At 37.5% G+C, this 25857-nt stretch carries 18 protein-coding genes; 6 read left to right on the top strand and 12 right to left on the bottom strand.

Going from position 1 to position 25857, the window contains the following annotated elements; all coding sequences use genetic code 11:
* Window positions 1-77: 77 nt before the first annotated feature.
* From O0931_RS12045 to ffh, 3 genes are all read right to left on the bottom strand, one after another.
* Window positions 78-1325: a glutamate-5-semialdehyde dehydrogenase gene (locus tag O0931_RS12045; RefSeq protein WP_269415833.1), complete on the bottom strand. Its 1248-nt coding sequence runs from the start codon at window positions 1323-1325 to the stop codon at window positions 78-80.
* Window positions 1326-1450: 125 nt separating this feature from the next.
* Window positions 1451-2530 (bottom strand): glutamate 5-kinase, encoded by a 1080-nt coding sequence (proB, locus tag O0931_RS12040; protein WP_269415832.1) that lies wholly within the window; start codon window positions 2528-2530, stop codon window positions 1451-1453.
* Window positions 2531-2703: 173 nt separating this feature from the next.
* Window positions 2704-4041, bottom strand: a complete 1338-nt coding sequence (ffh, locus tag O0931_RS12035) for a signal recognition particle protein (protein WP_269415831.1) — start codon at window positions 4039-4041, stop codon at window positions 2704-2706.
* Between the two features lie 187 nt (window positions 4042-4228).
* On the opposite strand from ffh, the gene O0931_RS12030 reads away from it, so the two are divergent.
* Entirely contained in the window at window positions 4229-6655 is a 2427-nt protein-coding gene (locus O0931_RS12030; RefSeq protein WP_269415830.1) for a DUF5916 domain-containing protein, read from the top strand.
* 116 nt (window positions 6656-6771) lie between these two features.
* Here O0931_RS12030 and O0931_RS12025 read toward each other — a convergent pair whose 3' ends face one another.
* The 8 genes from O0931_RS12025 to O0931_RS11990 all read right to left on the bottom strand — a co-directional run bounded on the left by O0931_RS12025 (window position 6772) and on the right by O0931_RS11990 (window position 14292).
* Window positions 6772-7773 (bottom strand): DUF3078 domain-containing protein, encoded by a 1002-nt coding sequence (locus O0931_RS12025; protein WP_269415829.1) that lies wholly within the window; start codon window positions 7771-7773, stop codon window positions 6772-6774.
* Between the two features lie 103 nt (window positions 7774-7876).
* Window positions 7877-8200, bottom strand: a complete 324-nt coding sequence (locus O0931_RS12020) for a hypothetical protein (protein WP_269415828.1) — start codon at window positions 8198-8200, stop codon at window positions 7877-7879.
* Window positions 8197-8949: a hypothetical protein gene (locus tag O0931_RS12015; RefSeq protein ID WP_269415827.1), complete on the bottom strand. Its 753-nt coding sequence runs from the start codon at window positions 8947-8949 to the stop codon at window positions 8197-8199. The genes O0931_RS12020 and O0931_RS12015 overlap by 4 nt, the downstream gene beginning before the upstream one ends.
* A gap of 48 nt (window positions 8950-8997) precedes the next feature.
* Complete coding sequence (locus tag O0931_RS12010) at window positions 8998-9834, bottom strand: glucosaminidase domain-containing protein (protein ID WP_269415826.1); 837 nt, start codon at window positions 9832-9834, stop codon at window positions 8998-9000.
* A gap of 26 nt (window positions 9835-9860) precedes the next feature.
* Window positions 9861-10535 (bottom strand): glucosaminidase domain and LysM peptidoglycan-binding domain-containing protein, encoded by a 675-nt coding sequence (locus O0931_RS12005; RefSeq protein ID WP_269415825.1) that lies wholly within the window; start codon window positions 10533-10535, stop codon window positions 9861-9863.
* A 45-nt stretch (window positions 10536-10580) separates the two neighbouring features.
* Window positions 10581-11216 (bottom strand): O-methyltransferase, encoded by a 636-nt coding sequence (locus O0931_RS12000; protein ID WP_269415824.1) that lies wholly within the window; start codon window positions 11214-11216, stop codon window positions 10581-10583.
* Between the two features lie 9 nt (window positions 11217-11225).
* Entirely contained in the window at window positions 11226-11642 is a 417-nt protein-coding gene (gene ruvX, locus O0931_RS11995; protein ID WP_269415823.1) for a Holliday junction resolvase RuvX, read from the bottom strand.
* Window positions 11643-11871: 229 nt separating this feature from the next.
* Complete coding sequence (locus O0931_RS11990; RefSeq protein WP_269415822.1) at window positions 11872-14292, bottom strand: outer membrane beta-barrel protein; 2421 nt, start codon at window positions 14290-14292, stop codon at window positions 11872-11874.
* 212 nt (window positions 14293-14504) lie between these two features.
* On the opposite strand from O0931_RS11990, the gene O0931_RS11985 reads away from it, so the two are divergent.
* From O0931_RS11985 to O0931_RS11975, 3 genes are read left to right on the top strand one after another with little or no spacing between them, the layout of a single operon-like run.
* Window positions 14505-15653, top strand: coding sequence for a DNA polymerase III subunit (locus O0931_RS11985; protein WP_269415821.1), 1149 nt, complete (start codon window positions 14505-14507; stop codon window positions 15651-15653).
* A 2-nt stretch (window positions 15654-15655) separates the two neighbouring features.
* Complete coding sequence (locus tag O0931_RS11980; protein ID WP_269415820.1) at window positions 15656-17143, top strand: PSP1 domain-containing protein; 1488 nt, start codon at window positions 15656-15658, stop codon at window positions 17141-17143.
* Window positions 17136-17600 (top strand): gliding motility lipoprotein GldH, encoded by a 465-nt coding sequence (locus O0931_RS11975; protein ID WP_269415819.1) that lies wholly within the window; start codon window positions 17136-17138, stop codon window positions 17598-17600. The genes O0931_RS11980 and O0931_RS11975 overlap by 8 nt, the downstream gene beginning before the upstream one ends.
* Window positions 17601-18471: 871 nt before the next feature.
* Here O0931_RS11975 and O0931_RS11970 read toward each other — a convergent pair.
* The gene (locus tag O0931_RS11970; RefSeq protein ID WP_269415818.1) at window positions 18472-19773 is read right to left on the bottom strand and encodes a UDP-N-acetylmuramoyl-tripeptide--D-alanyl-D-alanine ligase; all 1302 of its coding nucleotides are present in this window, start codon (window positions 19771-19773) and stop codon (window positions 18472-18474) included.
* An 83-nt stretch (window positions 19774-19856) separates the two neighbouring features.
* Here O0931_RS11970 and O0931_RS11965 point away from each other — a divergent pair, with 83 nt between their 5' ends.
* Window positions 19857-22352 (top strand): M14 metallopeptidase family protein, encoded by a 2496-nt coding sequence (locus O0931_RS11965; protein ID WP_269415817.1) that lies wholly within the window; start codon window positions 19857-19859, stop codon window positions 22350-22352.
* Between the two features lie 242 nt (window positions 22353-22594).
* Window positions 22595-25849, top strand: a complete 3255-nt coding sequence (locus tag O0931_RS11960) for a SusC/RagA family TonB-linked outer membrane protein (RefSeq protein ID WP_269415816.1) — start codon at window positions 22595-22597, stop codon at window positions 25847-25849.
* Window positions 25850-25857: the final 8 nt, after the last annotated feature.

Here is a 25857-nt window from a genome sequence, read left to right as displayed (position 1 = left end):
TGCTTTTAACGTTATATAAGCAACCGTATAAAGCATTTTTGTTAGACAATCCCCTCGCGGAGGGTTGAGTGGAGCTTTTACCTTCTCACCTGCCCCTCACCCCGTACTACCCATTTATAACTCGTTAATTCTTCCAGTCCCATTGGCCCACGGGCGTGAAGTTTTTGAGTGCTGATGCCAATTTCCGCACCCAGACCAAACTGTGCACCATCTGTAAATCCAGTTGAAGCATTTGCATAAACCGCAGCAGCATCTACTTCATTTAAAAATCTGTTGATGTTTTCAGCGTCCTCTGAAATAATGGCTTCACTGTGTTTGGAACTGTAGTCTGAGATATGATTTAAAGCTGCATTAAAATCATCAACAATTTTAACTGCCAGTTTTAATGATAAAAATTCCGTTCCGAAATGCACTTCAGTTGCATGGTTTAATAGCTCGACAGGGTAAGAAGATTTTAAAATTCTGTAACTTTTTTCATCGGCAAAAAGCTCAACTTTTCCATCGGCCAATGGCGATAGAAGTTCTGGCAAATCGGCTAATCTGTTCTGATTAATTAACACACAGTCGAGGGAATTACAAACACTTACTCTTCTGGTTTTTGCATTAAAAATTATGGCTTTTCCTTTTTCCAAATCACCCGATTCATCAAAATAGGTATGCACAATTCCTGCTCCGGTTTCAATTACAGGGATTTTGCTGTTTTCGCGAACGTGGTTAATGAGTGATTGACTTCCGCGAGGAATTAGCACATCAACAAAACCTCTGGCGTTTAGTAAAGCTTCCGTTGCAGTCCTTTCGGCTGGCAATAAAGTCAAAATATCGGGGCTAATCTCGTGCCTTGCAAGCACACCCCGGATTACTTTTGCAATTGCTAAATTCGAAAATTCGGCATCACTTCCGCCTTTTAAAACAGCAACGTTTCCGGTTTTAAAACAGAGCGAAAATACATCGGCCGTAACATTCGGCCGGGCCTCGTAAATTACACCAACAACACCAAGCGGAACACGAACTTTCTGAATCTGAAGTTTGTTTTCTAAAATTTTATCAGAAAGAATTTCACCTAAAGGACTTGCTAAATTCACGACGTTTTTAACATCATTGGCAATGTCAGTAATACGTTGTTCGCTTAATTTAAGCCTGTCATATTTTGGGTCATCGATGGGCATTTTGGCTAAATCTTTTTTGTTTTCAGCTAAAATTTCTGGCGCATGTAAAACCAAGGCCTCAGCTAAATCTGCTAAAACTTTATTGGTTTTTTCTTTGCTTAAGCTAATCATGGTGCGGGTAGCCTGTTTTGCCTTTTCGAAGTGTTGTTTATAATTCATTTTGTTTTAATTAACCGCAAAGTGCGCCAAGTTTTTCGCAGAGAAACGCAAAGTTAAACGCTTTATAAAACTATTGGCTTTGCGTTTCTTTGCGCCTACCCTTTGTGTTCTTTGCGGTAAAATATTTAAATCGCTGAGTAAAAATAATCGTAATGTACCAGCGCTTTTTGTTTTTTCTGACCGATTCTTTCCTTTGCTTTATCCGAACCATATTCTGCGATACCTAAGCCGATAAGTTGGTTATTTTCATCGATAATTTTAATGATATCACCCTTTAAAAAATCAGCTAGTATTTCGATAATTCCAACAGGTAGTAAGCTTGTTGCTTTGCCCGATGTTAAAACGCCTTTTGCACCATCGTTTAATTTAACAATTCCCGTTGCTGAGGTTTCTGAATGGGCAATCCATTTCTTTTTACCTGATTTAATCTTTTCCGGAATAAAATGAGTGTGTACGATTTCGTTATTCAACAATGAAGTTAACACATTATCTATAGTTCCATTTGCAATATGAACGCTGATCCCAAGTTTGGCTACTTTCCGCGCCATGGTCGATTTGGTAACCATTCCGCCACGACCAAACTGCGACTTACCTGTTTGAATAAATGAGGCCAGGTTTGAAACCGAACCCGAGATTTCTTCTATCACTTCCGAAGCAGCCAGTTTCGGGTCGCCATTATAAATTCCGTTTACGTTAGAGAGAATAATTAAGGCATCAGCATTTAACATAGAGGCGATTAATCCGGCCAGTTCGTCGTTATCGGTGAACATTAATTCGGTTACGGAAACGACATCATTTTCATTAACCACTGGAATAACCTCATTTTGCAACAAAATCTGCAAACAGTTTTTCATGTTCAGGTAATGCGCCCTATCTCGAAAATCTTCTTTTGTTACCAAGACCTGAGCACATTTTATTTTATGCGGTTCGAAGAAATTAGCATAGGTATTAATTAATTTTACCTGGCCAATGGCAGCCAATAATTGTCGTGTGGTAACCGCATCTTGCTTGTCAGAAACTTTAATTAAACTTCTGCCCGACGCGACCGCACCAGAAGAAACCAAAATCACTTCGATACCGTGTTTTTTAATCTCTGCCAGTTGATTGACCAAATGCTGAATTCGAGATTCATCCGGCAACCCGTTAGTCCGCGTAATTACATTCGACCCTACCTTAACAACTATTTTTTTGTACCCTAATTTCATTATTACGATTTGATGCGGCAATTTAACATCTATTTTTTTCAATTGAAATGATTATCAGCGTAGCGGCTAATTTTTGCTAAAATGATAATTTAACAAAAAAATCCCAACCATTTCTGATTGGGATTTGCCTTTATAATATTTTCGCTTTTAGTGTTTCTGCGTTAAGCGCAGAGCTACCTTCCAAAAGGCATTTTCGGCATACCCTTCATCATTGCTGCTGCGGCTGCGGGATTTGAGAATTGCTTCATCATTTTACGCATATCTTCAAACTGTTTTATCAGCTTGGTAACTTCTTCAAGTTTGCGGCCAGAACCTTTTGCAATGCGCAGGCGGCGGCTTTGCTGAATGCTGTCGGGGTTTTCTTTTTCGAAAGGCGTCATTGATTGGATAATGGCTTCGATAGATTTAAATGCATCATCCTCGATATCTACATTTTTCATCATTTTGCCAACACCAGGAATCATACCCATTAAATCTTTCATATTACCCATTTTCTTGATTTGTTGAATCTGGTTATAGAAATCATTGAAATCGAATTTGTTTTTGCGAATTTTCTTCTGCAACTCTGCGGCTTCTTTCTCGTCGAACTGCATTTGAGCACGTTCTACCAGGGAAACCACATCACCCATACCCAAAATACGAGAAGCCATACGATCCGGATAGAAAACGTCCAGTGCTTCCATTTTTTCACCCGTACCGATGAATTTGATTGGCTTATTTACAACCGATTTAATCGAGAGTGCTGCGCCACCACGGGTATCACCATCTAATTTTGTTAAAACAACACCTGTAAAATCAAGTCTGTCGTTAAATACTTTGGCTGTATTAACCGCATCCTGACCGGTCATCGAATCGACAACGAATAAAATTTCGTGTGGTTGCGTTTTGGCTTTAACCTCGGAAATTTCGTTCATTAACGATTCATCAATCGCTAAACGACCGGCAGTATCAATGATAATGACGTTATTCCCATTTTGTTTACCATGTGCAATACCTTCCAGCGCGATTGCAACCGGGTCTTTAGATTCGCGGTTTGCATAAACTGAAACCCCAACTGAGGTTCCTAAAACCTCCAATTGATCTACTGCAGCCGGGCGATACATATCACCGGCAACCAGTAAAGGTTTTTTGCCTTTACCTTTTAAATGCAAGGCCAGTTTTCCGGCAAAAGTTGTTTTACCTGCTCCGTTTAAGCCTGCAATTAATATGATGGTTGGATTTGCTTTGGTTTCAAGTTCGGTAACTTCACCGCCCATTAAGGCAGCAAGTTCATCGTTCATGATTTTGGTAAGCAACTGGCCGGGAGAAACCGCTGTCAATACGTTTTGTCCTAATGCTTTTTGCCTTACATCATCAGTAAATGCTTTGGCCGTTTTATAGTTAACATCGGCATCTAACAATGCTTTACGAATCTCTTTCATGGTTTCCGCCACGTTGATTTCCGTAATGCTGCCCTGCCCTTTTAATACTTTAAATGCCCTGTCTAGCTTGTCCTGTAAATTGTCAAACATGTTTTTTACGCTAAAAAGCTAATCGCTGCAGGCGAAAAGCCAATGTTTTTTAATAAAAGGCAAATGTATCAAATTTAGTTCAAACCTATAAGGTTTTCAAAACCTTATAGGTTTAATTGTTGATATTTTTTGTTTTAGATGCAACATTTCTACAATGTAATAGTCTTATGTAGACTAAACCAAACCTATGAGAATTTTCCTACTCCTGTTTTTATTGTTCGCCTATTCGATCTCTTATGCACAGGATCCTTCAAAACAGAAACAATTACCTGCTTTAAGAACTATTGAAACACCAAAAATTGACGGGGTTTTGGACGATGCCTGTTGGGTAAAAGTTCCGGTGGCGACCGATTTTTTCGAAATCAGGCCGGTGCCGGGAAGAGTAGAAAAACAGGATAGAAGAACGGAAATGAAAGTGCTTTACGATGATGTGGCCATTTACGTTTATGCCCGTATGTACGATGATAAAGACAGCGTTTCGCACGAACTGGTATCTCGTGATAATATTGGTAATGCTGATTTCATCTCGATAATTGTTGATCCGTTTTACGATAAAATGAATGGTAATGGTTTTTTTGTAACCGCTGCCGGAGTACAATTCGATGCCAAGTATTCGCAGGTGGGCGATGAAGACCCGAACTGGAATGCCGTTTGGGAAAGCGCCGTAAAAATTGATGAGCAAGGCTGGACTTGCGAAATGAAAATTCCGTATTCAGCGTTGCGCTTTTCCAGTAAAGACATTCAAAACTGGGGCTTAAATTTCAGCAGAAGAATACAGCGGACCAATGTGCAAACTTTCTGGAATTATGTTAATCCAACTGTAAACGGTTTCATCAATCAGGAGGGTCTTTTTACAGGTCTAAAAGATATTAAACCGCCGCTTCGCCTTTCCTTTTCACCATATCTTTCTGCTTATGTAAATCATTATCCCGTTAATCTTCCTGGTGTAAAAAATACAACATCGCGTTTTAATGGCGGTATGGACGTAAAGTATGGGATAAATAATAGTTTTACTTTAGACATGACACTGGTACCCGATTTTGGACAGGTACAATCGGATAACCGGATTTTAAACCTGACGCCTTTTGAAGTCAAATTTAACGAAAACAGGCAGTTCTTTACTGAAGGAACTGAGCTTTTTAATAAAGGAGATTTGTTTTATTCTAAACGTATTGGTTCTATCCCATCCTATTATAATTACAGCGGTATAAATAGCAGCGATAAAATAATTAAAGATCAAAAAGAAGCTAAAGTTTTAAATGCCACCAAAATTTCAGGGCGAACAGCCAAAGGTTTGGGTATCGGGATTTTTAATGCGATAACCAACAGCATGCAAACCGAAGTGGAAGATGCAAACGGCAACCTTCGGAATGTAGAAACCCAGCCGCTTACCAATTACAATATTCTAGTTTTCGATCAGTCACTGAAAAACAACAGTTCGGCAACATTTATAAATACGAACGTTTTGAGGCAAGGCAGCGCTTACGATGCCAATGTTAGTGCATTATTATTCAATTTAAATAATAAAGGGAACAAATACTTTGTAAATGGCGGCGGTAAAATGAGTTACTTGCGTGGCGAAGAAACAAGCACCGGTTACAGTTATACCTTGCGTTTTGGAAAGCAAAGCGGCAATTTCACCTGGAGTTATAACCAGGTATATGCTGATGATAAATTCGATCCATCAGATATGGGCTTTTTTACCAACAATAACTTTTTAGACCAGCGTATAGGTTTTGGATACAATATTTTTAAACCAAGCAAGTGGTATAACGAATGGCAAAGCTGGTTTAACACATCTTATTCGCGAAGGGCTATGCCTGGCGATTATCAAAGTTTTGGAATTGAGGGAGGTTCTTATGTCCGGTTCAAAAACTTATGGTCTGCTGAACTGGATGTAAATTATGATGCTAAAGCCAACGACTTTTATGAAGCCAGAAATGGTCAGATGTACAAGGCGCCGGAAAACTATACAATTGGTCTTTACATCAATCCTAATCGTGCGAAAGCCTATAATTTTGGCGGGAACATTCGTTATCGGGAACAACAACTTTTTAAGGGGAAATCTTATAACTTTTACTTTTTTCAGAACTTCAGGCTGAATGATAAAATTGCTTTCGGTTTAGACTTAAACTTCAATCCGAATTATAATTATGTAAATTGGGTTACCGCACAGGGCAATCAGGCCATTTTTTCTAAATATGACAGAAGAACAGTTGAAAACTCATTCGATGCAAAATATACTTTTACAAATTTAATGGGTTTAACGGTTGTGTTACGCCATTATTGGAGCGACAGACGAAACAAGGATTTTTATTTACTTAAGCAGGATGGCAATTTAACCGATTATCAGGGGCCGGCATTAACCGGAACAGATAGAAACTACAATGTTTTCAATATCGATTTAATTTATACCTGGCAGTTTGCACCAGGCAGTACACTCTCTTTATCTTACAAAGATGCCGCCGAAACCTATGATACTTTTTATACGCAAAGATATAACAGAAACCTGAGTGGGATTTTAGCATCCCCACAGAATAACAGCCTTTCTGTTAAAGTTCTTTATTACGTAGATTACCTCGATTTAAAGAAAAAGCATAAAAAGAAAGCGTAATAAGCTGTTTTGTTCTTTTATAACGATGACGGTTGACAGCACATTTTTAATGTGTTTACAACCGATAAAATCGTTTTTACCTTGTATCCTGATTGCAAACGGGATGATATATTTAACTACCTCGGGAAAACAAATGCAAATCCTAATGCCAGTGTCTGGCTTGCCTGAACCTTATTGGTACCGGTATCGGTATCATAAAGTAAAACACCTGTTAAACTGGTATTCATAAACCTGTTTATTTTAGCAGTTAAGGCAACGTCTAATCTATGGTCTACACGTTTAAGGGCAATATCTTCATAAGGAATAAACATTGCATAGCGGGCTTTTAAATTTGTATTTGTAAAAATATCTTTATCAAAAGCCGATACAATCTGAAAAGCTAATTCATTTCTAAATTGTTTACCTGGCGATACGCCATAGTTTTTAGCATTTGTTCTGTACAAAGTGGTGTCTAAAACAAAAGTCTGCCTTGCGGTTCCGGTACCAATCCGGGTAGAAAAATATTTATTTGGTTTATACTCAAAACCAATGGACTCGGTTAAATAGCCCGGGCCCATAAATTTTGAAATTAATGTAGCGGTTTCGGTACCATTAACAGTTGAATAAGAATAACCGTTATCAAATTGGGATTCGAAGTTTATGGAACCAAAAAAATACCAGTTTTTTGATAATTGAAATGATGCTTTATTATCCCAGAAAATACGGTCGTTGGTTTTCTTTTGTAACTGGTCTTTATTTTTGATTTTCCCGTATTGAAGAATAACCTCACTTACGTAACTATAACTGTTTTTGCTGTATTCTGCCTTCCAGTTTAATAAACCGCCTACCGCAATAGAGTTTACACCACCGCCTTTCCAGTTATCACTGAATTGTGCCTGATTAATATTTATACCAATAGCCGTTTTTGTTTTCCAGTAATTTACCTTGGCATTTACAATTGCCGGACGGATTTTAACCGGCTCGAATAATAAAGGCAATGTTCTGCTTGGTAGTGGGTTGCGCTTAAGTTTTATGTTCAGGTCTTTTGTGTTGATAGGAATCGTGTCAATCTCCTGAGCATATAATTTCGCTGAACTGAGGCTTAAAATGATGATTAAGGAGGCTAAAAAATTCTTCATTGCTTACAAAGAAAAAGAAAATAATCAGAGATAAAAAGGTTTAGCAAAATGATTTTTCTTTAGATGACCGATTTGCATAATGATAGATAAACGCCTTAATTACCTAAATTATTTTCAGCCAGGCAAACCAATTGCGCTTTTCAAGGTAGTTTAAGTTGTTTTCGTTATCATAGGCTTCCTGCTCAAAAATAATTTTCCGATAGGCCAGATCATGTTTTTTATATTTTACCAGGTTAAATAAATAATTTAGCAGGTAGAGGATATAAAATGGTAAAATTAAAAGTTCAAGTTGCTGCCTGAGGTGTATTTTTTCATGGTTTATAATTTCCTTATCTGCTTTGTAGCTTTCCTTTTTCAATAATATAAAAGGGAAAATCGCCATTCCGGCCGCCGGCAGTTTTTTTAAAATCAGGATGGGTGCTTTCAAAATTTTTCTATGCTGAGTTGGGGAAGCGCAGGCAATCGGAGGGCCTGTGGATTTATCCGGTAACTTTTATAAGCATTTCTAATAAAAAGGTTAAATGCATAATCATTTGCATCGAGCACAAACTGATAGGTTGGACGATATTGCTGCATAAAATCAGTAAGTTCCGGGTCTTTAATGCCAAGGATTTGCCGAACCAAATTTGGTGTAAAACGATAGTCGATCATATCTTCCCGGTAATCTTTTTCCAGAATTTTTTGCAAATGGCGGGCATTTTTGCCTTGTCTGCTTAACAGGTTATAAATTGCATCGATTCCCAAACCTACGCCGCCGCTTCCCAGGTTCAGTAAATCTTTAGAGCTTCCCTTTTCCGTTGCATAGCGGTATTCCTTTATCGTTTTCTCGTATTGTGCCTGTGGCGAGAGCTTTTTCTGCTGAATCAATACATCCCTTAATCGAATACCTAAAGATTTTAATTGAAAGTAGGCTGCCGGCTGCCCTTTAAAAATGATAGTGTCTACCCCATAACCTGATAATGCCGCAACTAAGGTATCGCCCGGAATTGCAAACGTGCTGAATTCGCCTTTTGTGGTATTGTAAAGCCCATCCCCGCTTCTGGTATTATAAATATAAACTTTTGCAAGCCGCTGCTTGGTCTCTTTATCAATAACAACACCCTGCACAGGTTTCGTTTGTGCAAATAGCATTGCCGAAAGGCTAAAGAACAGTATAAAAGCAATTAAAAATTTCATTGGATAACAAAGCTACAACTTACCAGGCTGCGATAATTTTGATTAACATTATTTAACCTTCAATACCTGTCCAAGTTTAATGCCATCAGTTGTCATATTGTTTAATATTTTTAAATCATCGATGCTGATGTTGAAACGCTTTGCAATATTATAAAGCGTATCGCCTTTTACAACGGTATAAGTTCCATCTGCTAAAATTGGTTTTGCCCCGGGCGGAGGCGTTTCTACAGGTGTAAATTTTGCTTTTTCTTGTGGGATGTTTTGGTTAATTTCTGTAAACACACGGTCTTCACGAGCAATTTTTTGTTTTTCCGTCTCCGACTGGTCGTATTGGTAGAGCTGATATTTTTCAATTGTGCTGATTAACATGTCCGGATATTTAGGATTGGTTGCATAACCGGCCTGTTTTAAACCCTGAGCCCAACTTTTATAATCATTTTTATCCAGTTGAAATAATGCACTGTAACGTTTACGCTTTAAAAATTCTGAATGGTCTTTGAAGGATTCTCTAGCATCTTTATAAACCCTGAAACAATCATTTTTTTGATCGTCATCTCTGAAGTAGTTTTTCCCTTTCCAGTCGGATGTACATTTTATACCAAAATGATTATTTGCATATTTTGCCAAATCGCTGTTTCCGCTACCCGATTCTAAAATACCCTGTGCTAAGGTAATACTTGCCGGAATTCCGTAGGCATTCATTTCTTCAACGGCTACAGTTTTAAATTCATCGATGTAGCTCAAGGTATTATAACTCTTGTACGTGTTATTGTTTGCCTTGTTCGCCGCTTTCTCTATTTTTTTATTGTTTTTCGAATATTTACGTGTAGAACAAGAACTTAAGAACACGACGATTATCGCCAGATAGATGTAATTTATTTTCATTTTAGTTTTTATTTGAGGTACCGGCATTACAATTTGATTTTTTGACCTGGCTTAAGACTGGCTTTTTTCATCCCGTTTTTCTGCATAATGGCTTTAACCGTTGTGCCCTTCTTTTTAGCAATAACACTCAAATTATCGCCAGATTTAATTGTATAACTATTTGTGCTTCTTCGCGCCCTTTTTTTATGATATATAGTAGTTGTATAAACCGGTTCTTTATAGCCTTCGGGCCTTTCATCGTATTGATAGAGCTGATATTTCTTTATTAATGCAATAACCTGATTTGCCCAACTCCTGCTGTGTGCATAACCGGAACGCTGAATGCCTCTCGCCCAGCCTTTATAATCGTATTGATCGTATTTTGCGAAAAGACTATTAAAAGGCGAACGGGTTTCCATTAGTTCTACAAAATGGCTGTAAGATTCATCAGTATTTAAATAATCACGGTAGGAGGAACGGATAGCTTCATTATTATTTGGCCCCTTTACACCAAAATGGTTATTCATATGTTGCGCAATTTTGCTGTTTCCGGACGCAGATTCATGGATAGCCACAGCTAAAATTAAACTTGCCGGAATTTTATAATCGCGCATCAATTCCTGTGCAAATGCCGAATGTTCGGTAATGTAATCTTCGGTACTTTGAGCATTAGCGGTAACCACCGATAAAAGCAGCAGGCATAAGGTAAATATTTTTATCATGGTTTTAGTGTTGCCATCATCCGATAACTATCGGATGAAGATTACTCATTTTTTTCTAATCACAAACAGACCATCCCTAACAGGTAAAATTAATTTTTCAACCCGCTCATCAACAGCTATTTTATCATTAAAACCTGTTATGTTTTTAGTATCTTTATCTTGCTTTTCCTGAAGAACTTTTCCACTCCAGAGCACATTGTCGACAATGATTAGCCCACCCGGACGAACCCGATCGAAAATCAAATCATAATAAGTGCCATTGTTTTTCTTATCCGCATCAATAAACACAATATCGAAAACTTCGTTCAGGTTGGCTATTGTTTTAGTTGCATCGCCTAAAATGTATTGTATTTTATCGTTATAATCAGATTTGCTAAAGTTCGTACGAACCATATCTTCCAGTTCTGCATTAATATCTAAAGTATAAATTAACCCATCTGAAGTTAAGCCTTCTGCGAGGCAGATTGTAGCATAGCCTGTAAATGTGCCTATTTCTAGAATTCTTTTTGGCGAAATCATTTTACTTAACATACTCAAAACCCTGCCCTGATAATGTCCGGAAAGCATTCGGGGCATTAAAACTTTAAGGTTGGTTTCGCGATCGATACTTTGAAGCAGCTCACTTTCCGGTTCGCAATAATTGATTAGTAATTTCTGTAAATCGTCGTTTATCAGGCTCATTTTGTTTGGTTATAAACGATTGGTTTCCATAAAATATTGTAAAATGATGGTAGCAGCAATGGTGTCTACTCTTTCCTTATTTTGCCTGGCAGATTTTTTTAATCCACTTTGCATAATGGCCTGCTGTGCCATTTTTGATGTGAAACGCTCGTCAACCCAATGCTGCGGAATGGCGGGAAAGGCTTTTTTTAACAAGGTGGAAAAACCTTTTGCATGTTGTTTAGAGTCAGAATCAGAACCATCCATTTGTTTAGGGTCGCCGATAACGAATGCTTCAACTTCCTCTTTTAACAGATATGTTTTTAAGAATTCTATCGCGTCTTTTGGATGTACGGTATCCAGTCCGGTTGCGATAATCTGCAGCGGGTCGGTAACGGCAACGCCAATACGTTTAGTGCCATAATCGAAGGCAAGAATTCGGGCCATATAATTTATAAAAGCCTCAAAGGTAAGATTTTTTAAGGAGACCGATTTTTTGAATTAAGAAGAGATGATTTAATTCATTCACAGCAGTTTAATTACCATTAAGAAGTTAAGGTAATTAAGAAATTACACGACCTGGCAGGGTAACTAACCTTTAACAATCTAAATCTTAACCTTCTTGATGCCTTAATGGTAAAATTTGATGGATTTTAAATTACCGTTTAACACCTATTTAGTTTATAGACCCAGCCCTTTTCATTTCATCTGTTACCCCGCCATTTGATCTTTTTATTGCTTTTAGCGGTTTGCCAAATCTATATGTGAAACTGAGGAAAAAAAGCCTGCTATCGCGGGTTAATTTGAAATATTCCTGTGCCTGGGGGAAATCGGTTAAGCCTTCCATTGCCTGTGTAAAAAAGAGGTCTCTGGCACTAAATTTAAGACTGCCTTTTCCTTTTAAAATTGTTTTTGATACACCGGCAGAGACCTGTCCCGTTGGATATAACAATTCCTGTAAATCATTTCTTGCCTTCGTTATGTAAAAGCCCGAAAGTTCGGCCATTACTGTTTTCGCTATATTGAACTGGTTGCTTGCGCTAATCTGAAACTGATTTATTGACGATTGATAATTTATGTTTTGGTAACCATCGAGTTTTTTATAGTTGTAGTTTCCCTGTCCGTTAAACGACCACCATTTTGTTACAGGAAATTGCAGGGAAACGGATAAACCCAGGTTGCTCATTTCGCCAACATTGCCGTCTGTATAAATTAATATGTTTGTACCTTCCGATAAAAATAACTGAGAAAAATAATTTTTTACAACGCTGTAGGAAAGTGTAGTGGTAATTAATTGATCGTAACGATGGCTAAACTCCAAATTCCAGCTATACTGAGGAATAATATATGGGTTTCCTCTTTGTAAGGTGTATTTATTAACAATAAAGATAAAAGGATTAAGCTTTTGATACGCCGGACGGTCTATCCTCCTGCTTGCCGTTATTGTGAATGCATTGAGCGAATCTGCCTGATAACTCAAATAACCTGATGGAAATAAGTTGCCATAAGTTCTCGAAAAAGAAGAATCGGGTTTTATACTGTTTCCAAGTTGGCGCGCATCATAATTCGTATGTTCATAACGGAGGCCTATTTGGGCGTTTATTTTGGATGATTGGTGTTCAAAACTTGTATAAAGTGCGCTTATATTTTCCCTATATTGGAAATGATTGCTTCTGTTTAAATCAGCTGAACGTGATAATCCATTGAGATTCACATAGTCGGCTATGTTATCCGTACTGATGCTTGAAGATTTGAAACCAGATTCAAGTTGACTGCCTGGGTTTAAATGTAAAGTATGATCGGCCTTCACAGAAAAAATCTTTATTGTTGACGGAATATCTACATCAGTTCCAAGCGTATAGCCATTAGTTGCCTGAAGTTTATTGATAAACTCCTGGTTATTGTTTATGCTATATTTTAACGCGTCTAAATCCACGGACAATTCTTGCTTTTCGCCTATATTCTGCTTAACATTCAGATTAGCTGCACGGTTGTTAAATTTAAACAGGCTGGTGCTGATTGTTGATATTGAAGAATCAATGCTACCGCTTTCTTTTTTCCACATGGCAACGGCATCACTTTTTCCAGTTCTCTTAATCACCATTCCACTAATTGAAAAACCTATTGTTGTTGTTTTTGAAGCATATATATCTATTCCTGTTTTTAAAAAGGAATAATTAGTGAGATTAGATATTGCTGTTTTTTGTTCCAAAATACCTGTTGTTGCATTATCCTGATTAAAATAATCGCGGTCAGCATATATGTCCGTGAAGTTATTATTTGCATTGTAGCTCGTTGTCGCATAAGCATTAACTTTCCCTTTTTTGTAGTTTAACAATAAACTATTGTTGTTTTTATAATCCCTGCTCCAACCGCCAATGATGTTAACAGAACCATTGAAACCTTCCTGGGTATTTTTTTTTGTTTTAATATTAATGATACCCCCATTGCCGCTTGCATCGTATTTTGCAGACGGATTGGTCATCAGTTCTATCTGGCTTACCTGTGAGGAACTCATGCTCGACAAAAGATTGGTTAAATCGCTACCTGATAAATATGTTGGTTTTTCATCTATCATAATCAAAACATTCGATTTACCCTGTAAGCTTATACTACCTTCCTTATCAATCATTACACCAGGTGATTTTTCGAGTAATTCCAAAACAGTTGTTCCTGAATTGGTGATTATAGCATCTATATTTAGTACCACTTTCCCCTGTATGTGTTGTATTGGCGGTTTAGTTCCGCCAATAACGACTTCTTTCAGCACCTGACTGCCTGGTAATATTTTAATATATAAAGTAGAAATTACAAAAGGAGATTTAACTACAGTCGTTTTATGCGCTTCGTAGCCAACTGCTTTTGCATTGAAAATATAATTGCCCGGAGCAGGTTGATTAAATATAACAATGCCTTTTTTATCAGTTCTCCCGGCTTTTACAAATGATAAGTTTTTTGCCGATAAAAGTTCTACGGTTGCACTTTCGAAGGGAAGGTTCTTTTCGTTTAAGACGATTACTTTAATTTTTTTTTGACTAAAGCCTGTTATTGTAGAGAGCAATAAAAAAAGCAATAACAAAGACTTAAAAAAGTTCATTCGTATGAGGATAGTTAGTTTAGAGTGTTTAATGGGTTTCAAATATAATGAAAATCAGGTATATATATTAATATGAAGTTAATTTTTTAAGGCCTGATATTTGTAAATCAACCCGGCATTTATGTAGTCTAAATTGATACCCCCGGCCCGGTTAAGTCAAATTCTTAGGGCTAATGGCCAACATTTCATATCTATTTCTTATTTTGCACCAAATGCAGTTTAAAGAAATCATAGGGCAGGAAAAGGTTAAGCAACAATTGGTGCAAACGGTAAAAGAAAACCGTATCAGCCATGCGCAGCTTTTTTTATCGCCGGTTGGTTCAGGGGCCTTACCGCTGGCTGTTGCTTATGCGCAATACATAAACTGTCTGGATAGAAAAGAGAACGATAGTTGCGGTGTATGCTCCAGCTGTAGAAAATATGAAAGGTTAATTCACCCCGATTTGCATTTTTCTTACCCATTCTTTGCCTCGTCTAGTATAAAAACGGCTGTAGATGTTTTGGATGACTGGCGTAATATGCTGTTGCAGGATTTATATTTTGATATGGATATCTGGCGTTCGAAACTTGAGGCTGCAAATAAACAGGCGAACATCCCGATTGGCGAATGTCATGATATTATTAAGAAACTGAGTTATAAAGCTTTTGAAGCCCAAACTAAGGTTCTGATAATGTGGTTGCCCGAATACCTGGATAAATCTGGAAATGCTTTGCTTAAATTGATCGAAGAACCGCCTGCAAATACACTTTTTATTCTGGTGGCCCAAAGTCAGGATCAGATTTTAACGACCATTTTATCACGAACACAAATTGTAAAAATTCCAAAATTAACTGGTGAAGAAATAACTAATTACCTGCTCGAAAATACAGGCGTAAACCAAAATCAGGCAATTGATTATTCTTTTCTGGCGGATGGAAACTTAATAGAAGCGAAAGCTTTGGCGGCTGATATTCAGGGTGATAGCTCAGGGGTATTTACCAGTTGGCTGCGCATGGGATTTGGGAACAAAGTACCCGATTTAATCGACTTTACCGATGAAGCTGCTAAATGGGGGCGGGAAAATCAAAAGAACTTTTTAAAATACGGTATAAATTATTTACGCGAATGTTGCTTAATTATTAGCGGAGCCGAAGCATTGGTTAAATTGCCGCCACTGACGATGGAAACCGCAAAAAAATTAAGTGAGCATGTGCTTACATTACCCATGGCAGAAGCAATAATTACAGAGCTGGAAAAGGCTCATTACCATATTGAAAGGAATGCAAACCCGAAAATTCTGTTTTTAGATGTATCTTTACAGTTGGTAAAAATTATCAGGTTTAAAACGCTCCCTCAGGGGACTCAATATATATACAATTAATTATGGGATGTGGAAGTTGTTCAACAGGTGGTGGTTGCACCCCTAATGGATGCAAAAGTAATGGCTCATGCGGCACCGGTGGTTGCCAGACAATGGAAGTACACGATTGGCTATCCAACCTGGATATGCCCTCCAGCTATAAACCTTTTCAGGTTACAGAAATAAAATTTAAAGGCTCCAGAAAAGAGTTTTTTCTGAATAACGATAACATTTATCTAGAAATCGGAGAACTCGTTGCCGTAGAAGGACCAACAGGTGGTTTTGATGTTGGTCATGTTTCACTAACAGGAGAACTGGTAAGGGTACAAATGAAAAGGCGTAAAACGCCTTTGGATCAGGTAACTAAAAAGATTTATCGTAAAGCGACCGAGGCCGATGTAGAAAAATGGAATGCTGCGAAGGAAATGGAATGGGAAACCATGCACAAAGCCCGGAAGCTTGCACTGGATTTACGCTTATCCATGAAAATAAGTGACGTCGACTACCAGGCAGATAAAACCAAGGCAACATTTTTTTATACAGCCGATGGTCGTGTGGATTTTCGCGAACTGATTAAAAAAATGGCCGAAAGCTTCCGTATCCGTATAGAAATGCGGCAGATTGGTATGCGCCAGGAGGCTGGCCGCTTAGGCGGAATAGGCTCGTGCGGCCGCGAATTGTGCTGTTCTACCTGGTTAACTAATTTTAAAACCGTTTCTACAGCTGCAGCCCGTTATCAGAACCTTTCTTTAAACACATTAAAACTAGCCGGGCAATGCGGTAAATTAAAATGCTGTTTAAATTATGAATTAGATACTTATCTGGATGCGTTAAAAGATATTCCGGATAGAATAGAGAATTTAGATACCGAAGCGGGTTATGCACGCCATCAAAAAACAGATATCTTCAAAAAAATAATGTGGTTTAGTTACCAGGGCGATGAAAACTGGATTCCGGTTGCTGCGGCTCGTGTTAAAGAAATCATGGCAATGAATAAAGCCGGCAAAAAAGCACCTAATTTAAAGGAAGAAGCCGTTCAAATTGCAACGCCGGTTATCATTGAAAAATCTTTCGATTATGAAAATGTGGTTGGTCAGGATAGTTTAACCCGTTTGGATGAACGTTCTAAAAACAGAAATAACAACCAGAACAGGAATCAGAAGAACAACCGTAATAACAATCAGAACAGAAGAGATAGAGATCAGACAAACGATAAATCTGCAGGTAATAAACCTCAAAATCCAAATCAGCAAAAGCCTCAGCAAAACGGACCAAAACCCCAGCAACAAGGTGGTCAAAACCCTAAAAATCAAGGGCCAAGACAACAAAATACGCCACGGCCTCAACAAGTTCAGGTGCCAAAACCAATAGTTAAAGTTGAAGGCGCGCAGGCAAGTACAGGCGAAAAGACACCGGAGCAGAGCAGAAATAAGAACAGGAATAACCGTAGAAAAAATAATAACCGCAGAAATAACAATAATGGTTCTGATAATAAACCGGCTGTTGAATAATACGCAAGCTTTTTTGCTTGTTGTCGTGTTTTTTACTGCATTCCTGTCAGGATGCAGTTCAAATATTACGGATGGTAATGAAGAAATTCCGGACAGAAAATGGACTTATCGCAATCACCTTAAAGTTCCTTTTGAAATTAAGGACAACATTAAGGCCTATAATATTTATTTTAAGCTAAGGCATACTGCCGATTATCAGTATGCCAATATTTTTATTTTAGCGCATTTTAAGGATGGTAAGGATAAAGTAACCAGGCGTTATCAGTTCAAGTTAGCTAAAAACGACGGTGAGTGGCTAGGCAGTGGCTCAGGAAATGTCTTCAATTATACTTTTCCCCTTCTAACAAACTATCATTTTTCGCATAATGGTAAGTTCGAAATCGAAATTGAACAAAATATGCGGGATAATCCACTTTTAGAAATTAGCGATGTTGGTCTTTTAATCGCGCCGAATTAACAGCCGGCCTTCTCCTCCAGTAGTCATTCTCGCGCAGGCGGGAATCTTAATGCGATAAACCCATTAAGCGAAAAGCCTTCATCTGTATCATATAAAACCACCATATAAGATATATAGATTGTTTCTTTCTAAGAATTCCATATTCGTAATTGCCTACCGCGTGCAGATGAGGAGGAACGACTTAACAATCTTTAAGGGGGGATTACAATATAAATGATGCACGTGTAACAACAATGGTTGCGGATTGACCCTTCCTAAAAAAAACTTTCCTTGAAAAACTCGTGCCTGCAGTAGACAAAATTGTTTCCGTGGCATATTATTTTAATGCTCCCGCTGATTTCGCAGATGATGATGGTTAAAAAGCTTTTCTGCAGATATCAGCGTTTTTTGCGGGATATTTTTCTGCTACGATGTTTTAATAGGTTAATTCAAAGAGTTTATAAGCTTAGCGTCCTTTTCTGTGAAATCCGTGTTTCCGTGGCATGTTATTTTAATGTTCCGCTGATTTCGCAGATCTAAAACTTTTAAAACCTTTTCGTGAAAATCATTTTATTATCTACAGGTAAAACCCGCTAATTATTTTAATAATATTCATGTTTTGTTCTACAATGCTTCGAGTCTCCTTCGAGAAAATGGCCTTTAAAGCACTGTTATAAGAACAAACCTCGAACAACACCCGAACAAACCAGCTTTTTACCGGACAAATCCGGACAATTCCAGACAAATGCGGACGTTGCCCGGACAACCTAATTCTGAATTAGCCTTGTACATTCGTTGCATAATAAAGGCCAGATTGAAAGGCACGGATTTTTTAGTATCAATAATTAGTTCGTGTTAACGAATAATTTTATGAAATAAGCGTATTCATAATCTATAAATATGCTAACAAACTTTCCAGCTTCATTCCTCTTGAACCTTTTAAGAGTACAAGTGAATTTGTTATTTTATTTTCAGCCAGGTATTCAATAGCTTGTGCTGGTGTTTCAAAGAAAACACCAGCATAATCATTGCTTAATACAGAAAAATATTTTCCGATAAAAATGATTTTATCCAATCCACTTTTCACAGCCTGTTCTGCAATTAATTTATGTTGTCCTGCTGATTCCGCACCAAGCTCAAACATATCGCCTAAGATGGCTATTTTTTTATCAGCTGTTAAAACGGCTATATTATCCAGTGCTGCAGACATACTGCTTGGATTGGCATTGTAAAAATCGCAGATTACGGTATTGCTTTCCGTTTTTGTTAACTGTGAACGATTGTTTTGAGGCTGGTAATTTGCTAAACCATTATTAATTTCTTCAGGATTCATATCAAAGAAATCGCCGATACAAATTGAAGCAAGAATATTCTCAAAATTATAACTACCGGTTAAATTGGTTTTTACTGTCGATAAAATTTCATGGTTTGTCCAAACAACTTCAATAAACGGATCGCTGCTTTTCAATTCGCCTTTAATGGTATTTCCGTTTTCAGTACCATAAAAAATTAGTTTTGATAATCCTGCTGCGGCGCTCATTTCCATTAAATGAGAATTATCCCGGTTAATAAAGGTATAACCCTGAGTTTCTTTCAGGTAAGCATATAATTCAGCTTTACCTTTTTTAACCCCCTCAAATCCGCCAAAACCGTCTAAATGTGCCATACCCACATTGGTTATAATGCCATGTGTAGGCTGCGCAATTGTACATAGCAATTCAATTTCTTTTTGGTGATTGGCACCCATTTCAATAACTGCAATTTCCACGTCACTTCCAATTGATAAAATTGAAAGTGGTACGCCAATGTGATTATTCAGATTACCGAAAGTTGCAAAAGTTTTATAACGCTCCGCTAAAACGGCATTAACCAATTCTTTACTTGTGGTTTTACCATTGCTTCCAGTTAATCCGATTACAGGAATATTTAATTGCTTACGGTGATGGCTGGCTAAATCCTGTAAAGCGGAAAGGGTATCTTCAACTAATAAATACCGTTCGCTAGTTACATATTCCGCTTCATCAACAACCGCAAACGAGGCACCTTTGTCAATAGCTTGTGCTGCAAACGTATTTGCATTAAAATTATCACCCTTAAGGGCGAAAAAGATACAACCATCTGATATGTTTCTGGTATCAGTAGAAATTACCGGGTTTTTAAGAAAGTGCTGATATAATTCTTCGGTTGTACTCATGCTAATTGAAAAATATTTGTTGCAAAATTAAGCTTTAGCAACAACAAAAAACAAAATTAGTACATTAGATAAAATTATTACTTATGAAGAAACTGTTTACCATTTGCTTATTCGCTATTTCCTCAATTTTAACTGTACAGGCCCAGGTAAAATCACCTGATGAATTTTTGGGTTACGAACTGGGTACGCATTTTACACCACATTATAAAGTAGCAGATTATTTCAGGCAAACAGCAGCTGCAGCTTCAAAAAATGTAAAGCTGATAGACTATGGGAAAACGAATGAAGGGCGGCCCCTGCTCGTTGCAGTAATTTCCTCAGCAGAAAATATAAATAAGCTTGAAGAAATACGTAAAAATAACCTCGCGCTGGCAAGTGGTACCAGCACTGGTATCGATTTAGCTGCTCAACCCACCATTTTATGGTTAAGTTATAATGTTCACGGGAATGAAGCTAATTCTACCGAAACGGCAATGAAAACACTTTATAATTTATCTTCGGGAACCAATCAGCAGGCAAACGAATGGTTAAAAAATACAGTGGTGGTTATAGATCCTTGCTTAAATCCCGATGGAAGAGATCGTTATGCAAACTATTTTAACAGCGTTGTCGGCGAAAAACCAAATTCAGATCCTACATCGAGAGAACATATCGAACCCTGGCCGGGCGGAAGGCCGAATCATTATTACTTTGATTTAAACAGAGACTGGGCGTGGCAAACTCAAATGGAAAGCAAACAAAGATTAGCGCTTTATAACCAATGGATGCCTCAGGTTCATGTTGATTTTCATGAACAAAGCTATAATGATCCTTATTACTTCGCGCCCGCGGCAGAACCGGTACACCAGGATATTACACCCTGGCAAAAGAGTTTCCAGGTTGTAGTTGGTAAAAATAATGCGAAGTATTTTGATGAACAGGGCTGGCAGTATTTTACCAAAGAACGTTTCGATCTTTTATATCCGTCATACGGAGATACTTATCCTTTATACAATGGTTCTATCGGAATGACCTATGAGCAAGGCGGAATAAGAGCCGGTTTATCCGTGGTAACGAATGATGGAGATACGTTAACCTTAAAAGATCGTGTTGCGCATCATTTTACAACAAGTATGTCTACACTGGAAGTCACTTCATTAAATCACAATAAATTACTGGATGAATATAAAAAGTATTTTCAGCAAGCTTTAATAACTGCGCCGGGGGTATATAAAAGCTATGTCATTAAGCCTGATAACCTGTCCCGATTAAAAAAATTAGCGGACCTGTTAACGAAAAATAAGATTGAATTCGCATTTGGCGGCGATAAAACAGGAAAAGGCTATGATTACGATACCAAAAAAGAAGAAAACTTTACTTTAGGAAGAAACGATTTAATCGTAAATGTGCTGCAACCAAAAGCCGTATTGGCAAATGTTTTATTAGAGCCTCAAACGGTTGTAACCGATTCAAACACCTACGACATTACAGCATGGGCACTTCCTTATGTTTACGGTTTGAAAGCTTATGCATTAAAAGAAAGTATAAAAGGAAAATACAGCACGCTTGATGAAAGTAAAATGGTTTCATCTAATTTAGATAAACCCCTAGCCTGGTTATTTGGATGGGGAAATAGTGAGGATTTACAATTGCTCGTGGCCTTACAAAAGGAGCATATAAAGGTTAGACAGGCTGATCAGCCATTTTCTGTTAATGGAAAAGATTATCCTGCGGGAACGCTGATTGTTTTGCGTGTCGAAAATGAGAAAACAATAAAAGACATTAAAAATAAAGTCGTTCAGATTTCAAATCAGTTAGATAAGCCGGTACAGGCAATTTCAACAGGCTTTGTCGATAAAGGAAAGGACTTTGGCTCATCTGTGTATCCGATATTAAAGCAGCCTAAAATTGCTATTGTATCCGGAAACGAGGTTTCATCGCTTGCTTTTGGTGAGGTTTGGTATTACCTGGAACACGATTTAGGCTTAACGCCAAATATCATTAATGCAAGAGATATCAATAATCTGGAGATTAGCAAAGTAAATACCTTAATCCTTCCCGATGGAAGTTACAGTAATTTCATAGACGAGGGGTTAAAAAGCTGGATTAATAAGGGCGGAAAGTTGATTTTAATGGAAGATGCTATAGAAAGTGTTTTAGAGAAAAAAGGATTTGATATTAAAAAGAAAGAAGCTGTTGTTAAAAAAGATGAAAAGCCGGAAGCGAGTAAACTTCTTTTTAAAGATAAAGACCATGATGATTATGAAAACACCATTCCTGGTGCGATATACAGAATTAATTTAGATGCATCTCATCCATTCTCTTATGGCATCGGAAAATCTTACTACACTTTGAAAACCGATCGTAAAATTTATGAGCCACTGGTTAAAGGATGGAATGTTGGGCAGGTAAACGATAAAAGTCTGATGTCCGGTATTGTTGGTAAAAAAGTACGTGAAGATTTGAAAACCGGTCTATTGATTGGTGTTCAGGATTCGGGAAGGGGAACGATAGTGTATTTAGCAAATGACCCTTTGTTCCGAAATTTTTGGGAAGGCGGGAAAACACTGTTTGGAAACATTGTTTTTTGTAGTTACTAGTCAAATCCTGATTGTTTTGTCGTTTAAAATCTATTTTTAATTAAAATAATGGGTAAAATAACCTGTTAAGTATAACTAAATTGGTAGTTTATTTAAAATAATATCTTTTTTTAACTTATAGTAGCATTTTTTTAACCTTTTAGGTTTAAGTTTTGAAAATAGGCGCCAATAAATTTGGTGATATAAGTAAGTAAGTATACTTTAGTGGTTAATAAATCATTAACTAACCCTATTTTCAAATTATGAAAAAACTTCTACAAAGTTTGTTCATACTCTTATTTGTTGCTGTTTCAGCAATGGCACAAGAGCGAACAATTACAGGTACAGTTACTTCTCAGGACGATAAACTACCCATTCCTGGAGTAAGTGTAAAAATCAAAGGTACCCCAGGAGGTACAGTAACCGGGGCGGATGGCAAGTTCTCCATCAGAGCCAACAACGGGTCAACTTTAGTTATTTCTTATGTTGGATTTAAAGCCAGAGAAATTGTAGTTGGTTCATCAAATGTAATTAATGCATCATTAGCAACAGATGCAAATGAATTGACAGAGGTTGTTGTTACAGGTGCTTATGGTACAAAATCAACAGAACGTTCTCAGGTTACAAATACGCAAAGCGTTTCCGGAGAAAAATTAAACACCATCCGTTCTACAAATGTTAACAATGCCTTGGCGGGTAAAGTTGCCGGTCTTCAGGTAAGAAGCCAGTCTGCTGCTGCTTTAGGTAGAAATACAGAGGTAAGGCTAAGGGGTGCAGGTGGTTTTGGTACTGGAGTTGGTGCACTTTATGTTGTAGATGGAACAATTCTGCCAAATGCGGATGATGTCAATCTGGATGACATTGAAGACGTTTCGGTATTACAAGGACCTGCTGCTGCGGCATTATTAGGTTCTCAGGCTGCTGGTGGTGCAATCTTAATTACCACTAAAAAAGGAAAATCAGCAACAGGCATTGGTTTAACTTTAAATTTAGGCGGTTTGTTTGAAAACGCTTACATTCTTCCCAACTATCAGAACACTTATGCTGGGGGTAATTCTCAGGATTTAACAAAATATACCTGGAAGTCTACCGACCCAGCTGAATGGAAAGCGCTAGATGGTAAATACTATCCAAATTATAGTGATGACTCAAGCTGGGGGCCTAAAATGGTTGGCCAGGAATATATTCCATGGTACGCATGGTATCCAGGTACGCAGTATTCTTACAAAACAGCAAGTTTGACACCTAATCCGGACAATGCTAAAGACTTTTTCGAAACCGGTGTTACATTTAACAATTCCATTACATATAGTGGAGGTGGCGATAGATATAGCCTTAAGATGACTTATGGTAATCAAAATACCCAGGGATTAATTCCAGGGTCAAGTCAGAATAAAAACACCTTGAATTTCAACTCATCTTATGATCTTAATAAGCATTTTACTGTAGCGGCTAATATCAATTATGTTAAAAATGTATTAAAAGGAAATATTGATGATGCTTATAGCAATTTAACAACAGGTTCATTCTCTCAGTGGTTCCATCGTGATGTTGATATGGATATCATGAAGGAATTAAGAGGTTTAACCGTTCCGGGTTTACCAGGTGAAACAATTTATGCGAGCTGGAACCACTCTGACCCAACTGGTTATGATCCTGCTAATCCTAAAGCATTTTATGGGGGTAACTATTGGTATAATCCATATACTTTTGGTGATTTGAATACAAGATTAAATCAAAGAGACCGTCTTTATGGTAACTTAGCCTTTACTTATAAAGTAAATAATGATTTAAGCTTTACAGCTACTTACCGTAAGCAACAAAATACCACATTTTCTGAAAACAGAACAAGAAGTGAATTGGAAACAAGTGGTAATCAAACTGGATTAAAAGCGGCTTACTCTACTGAAAACACCTATTCTAATAGAGAAAACTATGAGTTGTTAGGACATTATACCAAACAAATTAAAGATTTTTCTTTAGACGTAACTGCTGGTAGCGATATATTCAAAGGCGAAAGTACTTATGTGAATGCTAATACAAATCAGGGATTATCAATTCCTAATTTGTTTACCATCAGTAACTCATTAGATGTGCCTTCAATAGGTAACTACAGATACGTTGAAAAATACAGAGCTTTATTAGCGAGTGCAACTTTTGGCTATAAAAGATTGGCGTTTATTAATGCTTCGATTAGAAATGATTGGTTTTCTACCCTGCCTGCAGAAGATAATGCGGTATTGTCAAAATCAATAGGTGGTTCATTTGTGTTTTCTGAATTACTGCCTAAAGATGGTTTCGGATGGTTATCTGAAGCAAAAATCAGAGGTTCATATGGTGAGATTCCTCAGGCGTTAGGTGAAAGTACCGGTCGGTTTGGTGCTTATCGCTTTCCAGGGTTTTCATATGGCGTAAACTCATTAAAATTTAATGGTAATTTATTGCAAAATACACCAGATGCTTTAGTCGATCCTGCAATCAGAGGTGCGGTTGCTCAAAGTTCTGAGGTAGGTTTGGATTTAAAATTCTTTAAAAGAAGACTAAATTTATCTGCTACTTACTGGGATAAAACAGAAACAAACTATCCAAGGGCAGTGCCTGTAAACGGAGCAAGTGGTTTTACTTCAATCCTAACAAACATTGGTAAAATCACAAGTCATGGCTTAGAATTTCAATTGCAAGCTGTTCCATTTAATAACGACAACTTTAGCTGGAGCATTAATGCTACTTACGCTAACTTAATCAGCAATAAAGTAGTTGAAGTAAGTGAAAAATATGGCGTAACCAGGGTTACAAACGTAAATAACGTTTGGGGAACGACTATGCCTTTTATGATTCATGAAGCAGGTTATGAATGGGGTCAGATTTGGGGTAATGGTAAAAAACGTAATGCTGATGGCGTTCCGTTGCTGGATGCCAATGGTCACTTTGTAAATGATCCTAATGTTTACTTCGGTAGTGTTCTACCAAAACATACAGGCGGTTTACAAAACGCATTTACCATATTTAAAATGTTTGACGTGGCCGCGAATATTGATTATCAATTCGGCGGTAAATTTGTTTCATTATCAAATCAATGGGGTGCATATAGTGGGGTAACTGCTCGTACCGCTGGTAATAATGATAAAGGAAATCCTATCCGTGATAAAGTTGCTGATGGTGGTGGTGTACGTGTGGATGGTGTAGATGCAACTACAGGGCAACCTAAAACTTACTACCTGGAAGCACAGGATTATTTTCAGGGGTTATACAACTCTAAAACCTTTGATGATTACATCTACGATTTAACTTTTATTAAGTTACGTGAGGTTTCAGTAGGTTATCGTATACCAGTTAAGAAATTAGGTATTGCTTCATTTATTCAGAATGCAACATTCTCAGTAGTTGCCAGAAACCCTGTATTAATTTATGCTAAAACCAAAGATTTCGATCCGTCTGAGATTTCGGCCACAAGTGGTGAAACTTCTCAGTTACCAGGTACAAGAGGTTTTGGATTTAACTTGAAAATAGGATTTTAATAGGGGTG

This window comes from Pedobacter rhodius (assembly GCF_027213645.1).
In the GTDB taxonomy this organism is placed as follows: domain Bacteria; phylum Bacteroidota; class Bacteroidia; order Sphingobacteriales; family Sphingobacteriaceae; genus Pedobacter; species Pedobacter rhodius.
This window is presented reverse-complemented; position numbering and strand designations above follow the sequence as displayed.

Bases quoted from the DNA above. Each gene is read 5' to 3' on its own strand.
- O0931_RS12045 (WP_269415833.1), bottom strand. From the start codon at position 1,325: ATGAATTATAAACAACACTTCGAAAAGGCAAAACAGGCTACCCGCACC.
- proB (WP_269415832.1), bottom strand. From the start codon at position 2,530: ATGAAATTAGGGTACAAAAAAATAGTTGTTAAGGTAGGGTCGAATGTA.
- ffh (WP_269415831.1), bottom strand. From the start codon at position 4,041: ATGTTTGACAATTTACAGGACAAGCTAGACAGGGCATTTAAAGTATTA.
- O0931_RS12030 (WP_269415830.1), top strand. From the start codon at position 4,229: ATGAGAATTTTCCTACTCCTGTTTTTATTGTTCGCCTATTCGATCTCT.
- O0931_RS12025 (WP_269415829.1), bottom strand. From the start codon at position 7,773: ATGAAGAATTTTTTAGCCTCCTTAATCATCATTTTAAGCCTCAGTTCA.
- O0931_RS12015 (WP_269415827.1), bottom strand. From the start codon at position 8,949: ATGAAATTTTTAATTGCTTTTATACTGTTCTTTAGCCTTTCGGCAATG.
- O0931_RS12010 (WP_269415826.1), bottom strand. From the start codon at position 9,834: ATGAAAATAAATTACATCTATCTGGCGATAATCGTCGTGTTCTTAAGT.
- O0931_RS12005 (WP_269415825.1), bottom strand. From the start codon at position 10,535: ATGATAAAAATATTTACCTTATGCCTGCTGCTTTTATCGGTGGTTACC.
- O0931_RS12000 (WP_269415824.1), bottom strand. From the start codon at position 11,216: ATGAGCCTGATAAACGACGATTTACAGAAATTACTAATCAATTATTGC.
- ruvX (WP_269415823.1), bottom strand. From the start codon at position 11,642: ATGGCCCGAATTCTTGCCTTCGATTATGGCACTAAACGTATTGGCGTT.
- O0931_RS11990 (WP_269415822.1), bottom strand. From the start codon at position 14,292: ATGAACTTTTTTAAGTCTTTGTTATTGCTTTTTTTATTGCTCTCTACA.
- O0931_RS11985 (WP_269415821.1), top strand. From the start codon at position 14,505: ATGCAGTTTAAAGAAATCATAGGGCAGGAAAAGGTTAAGCAACAATTG.
- O0931_RS11980 (WP_269415820.1), top strand. From the start codon at position 15,656: ATGGGATGTGGAAGTTGTTCAACAGGTGGTGGTTGCACCCCTAATGGA.
- O0931_RS11970 (WP_269415818.1), bottom strand. From the start codon at position 19,773: ATGAGTACAACCGAAGAATTATATCAGCACTTTCTTAAAAACCCGGTA.
- O0931_RS11965 (WP_269415817.1), top strand. From the start codon at position 19,857: ATGAAGAAACTGTTTACCATTTGCTTATTCGCTATTTCCTCAATTTTA.
- O0931_RS11960 (WP_269415816.1), top strand. From the start codon at position 22,595: ATGAAAAAACTTCTACAAAGTTTGTTCATACTCTTATTTGTTGCTGTT.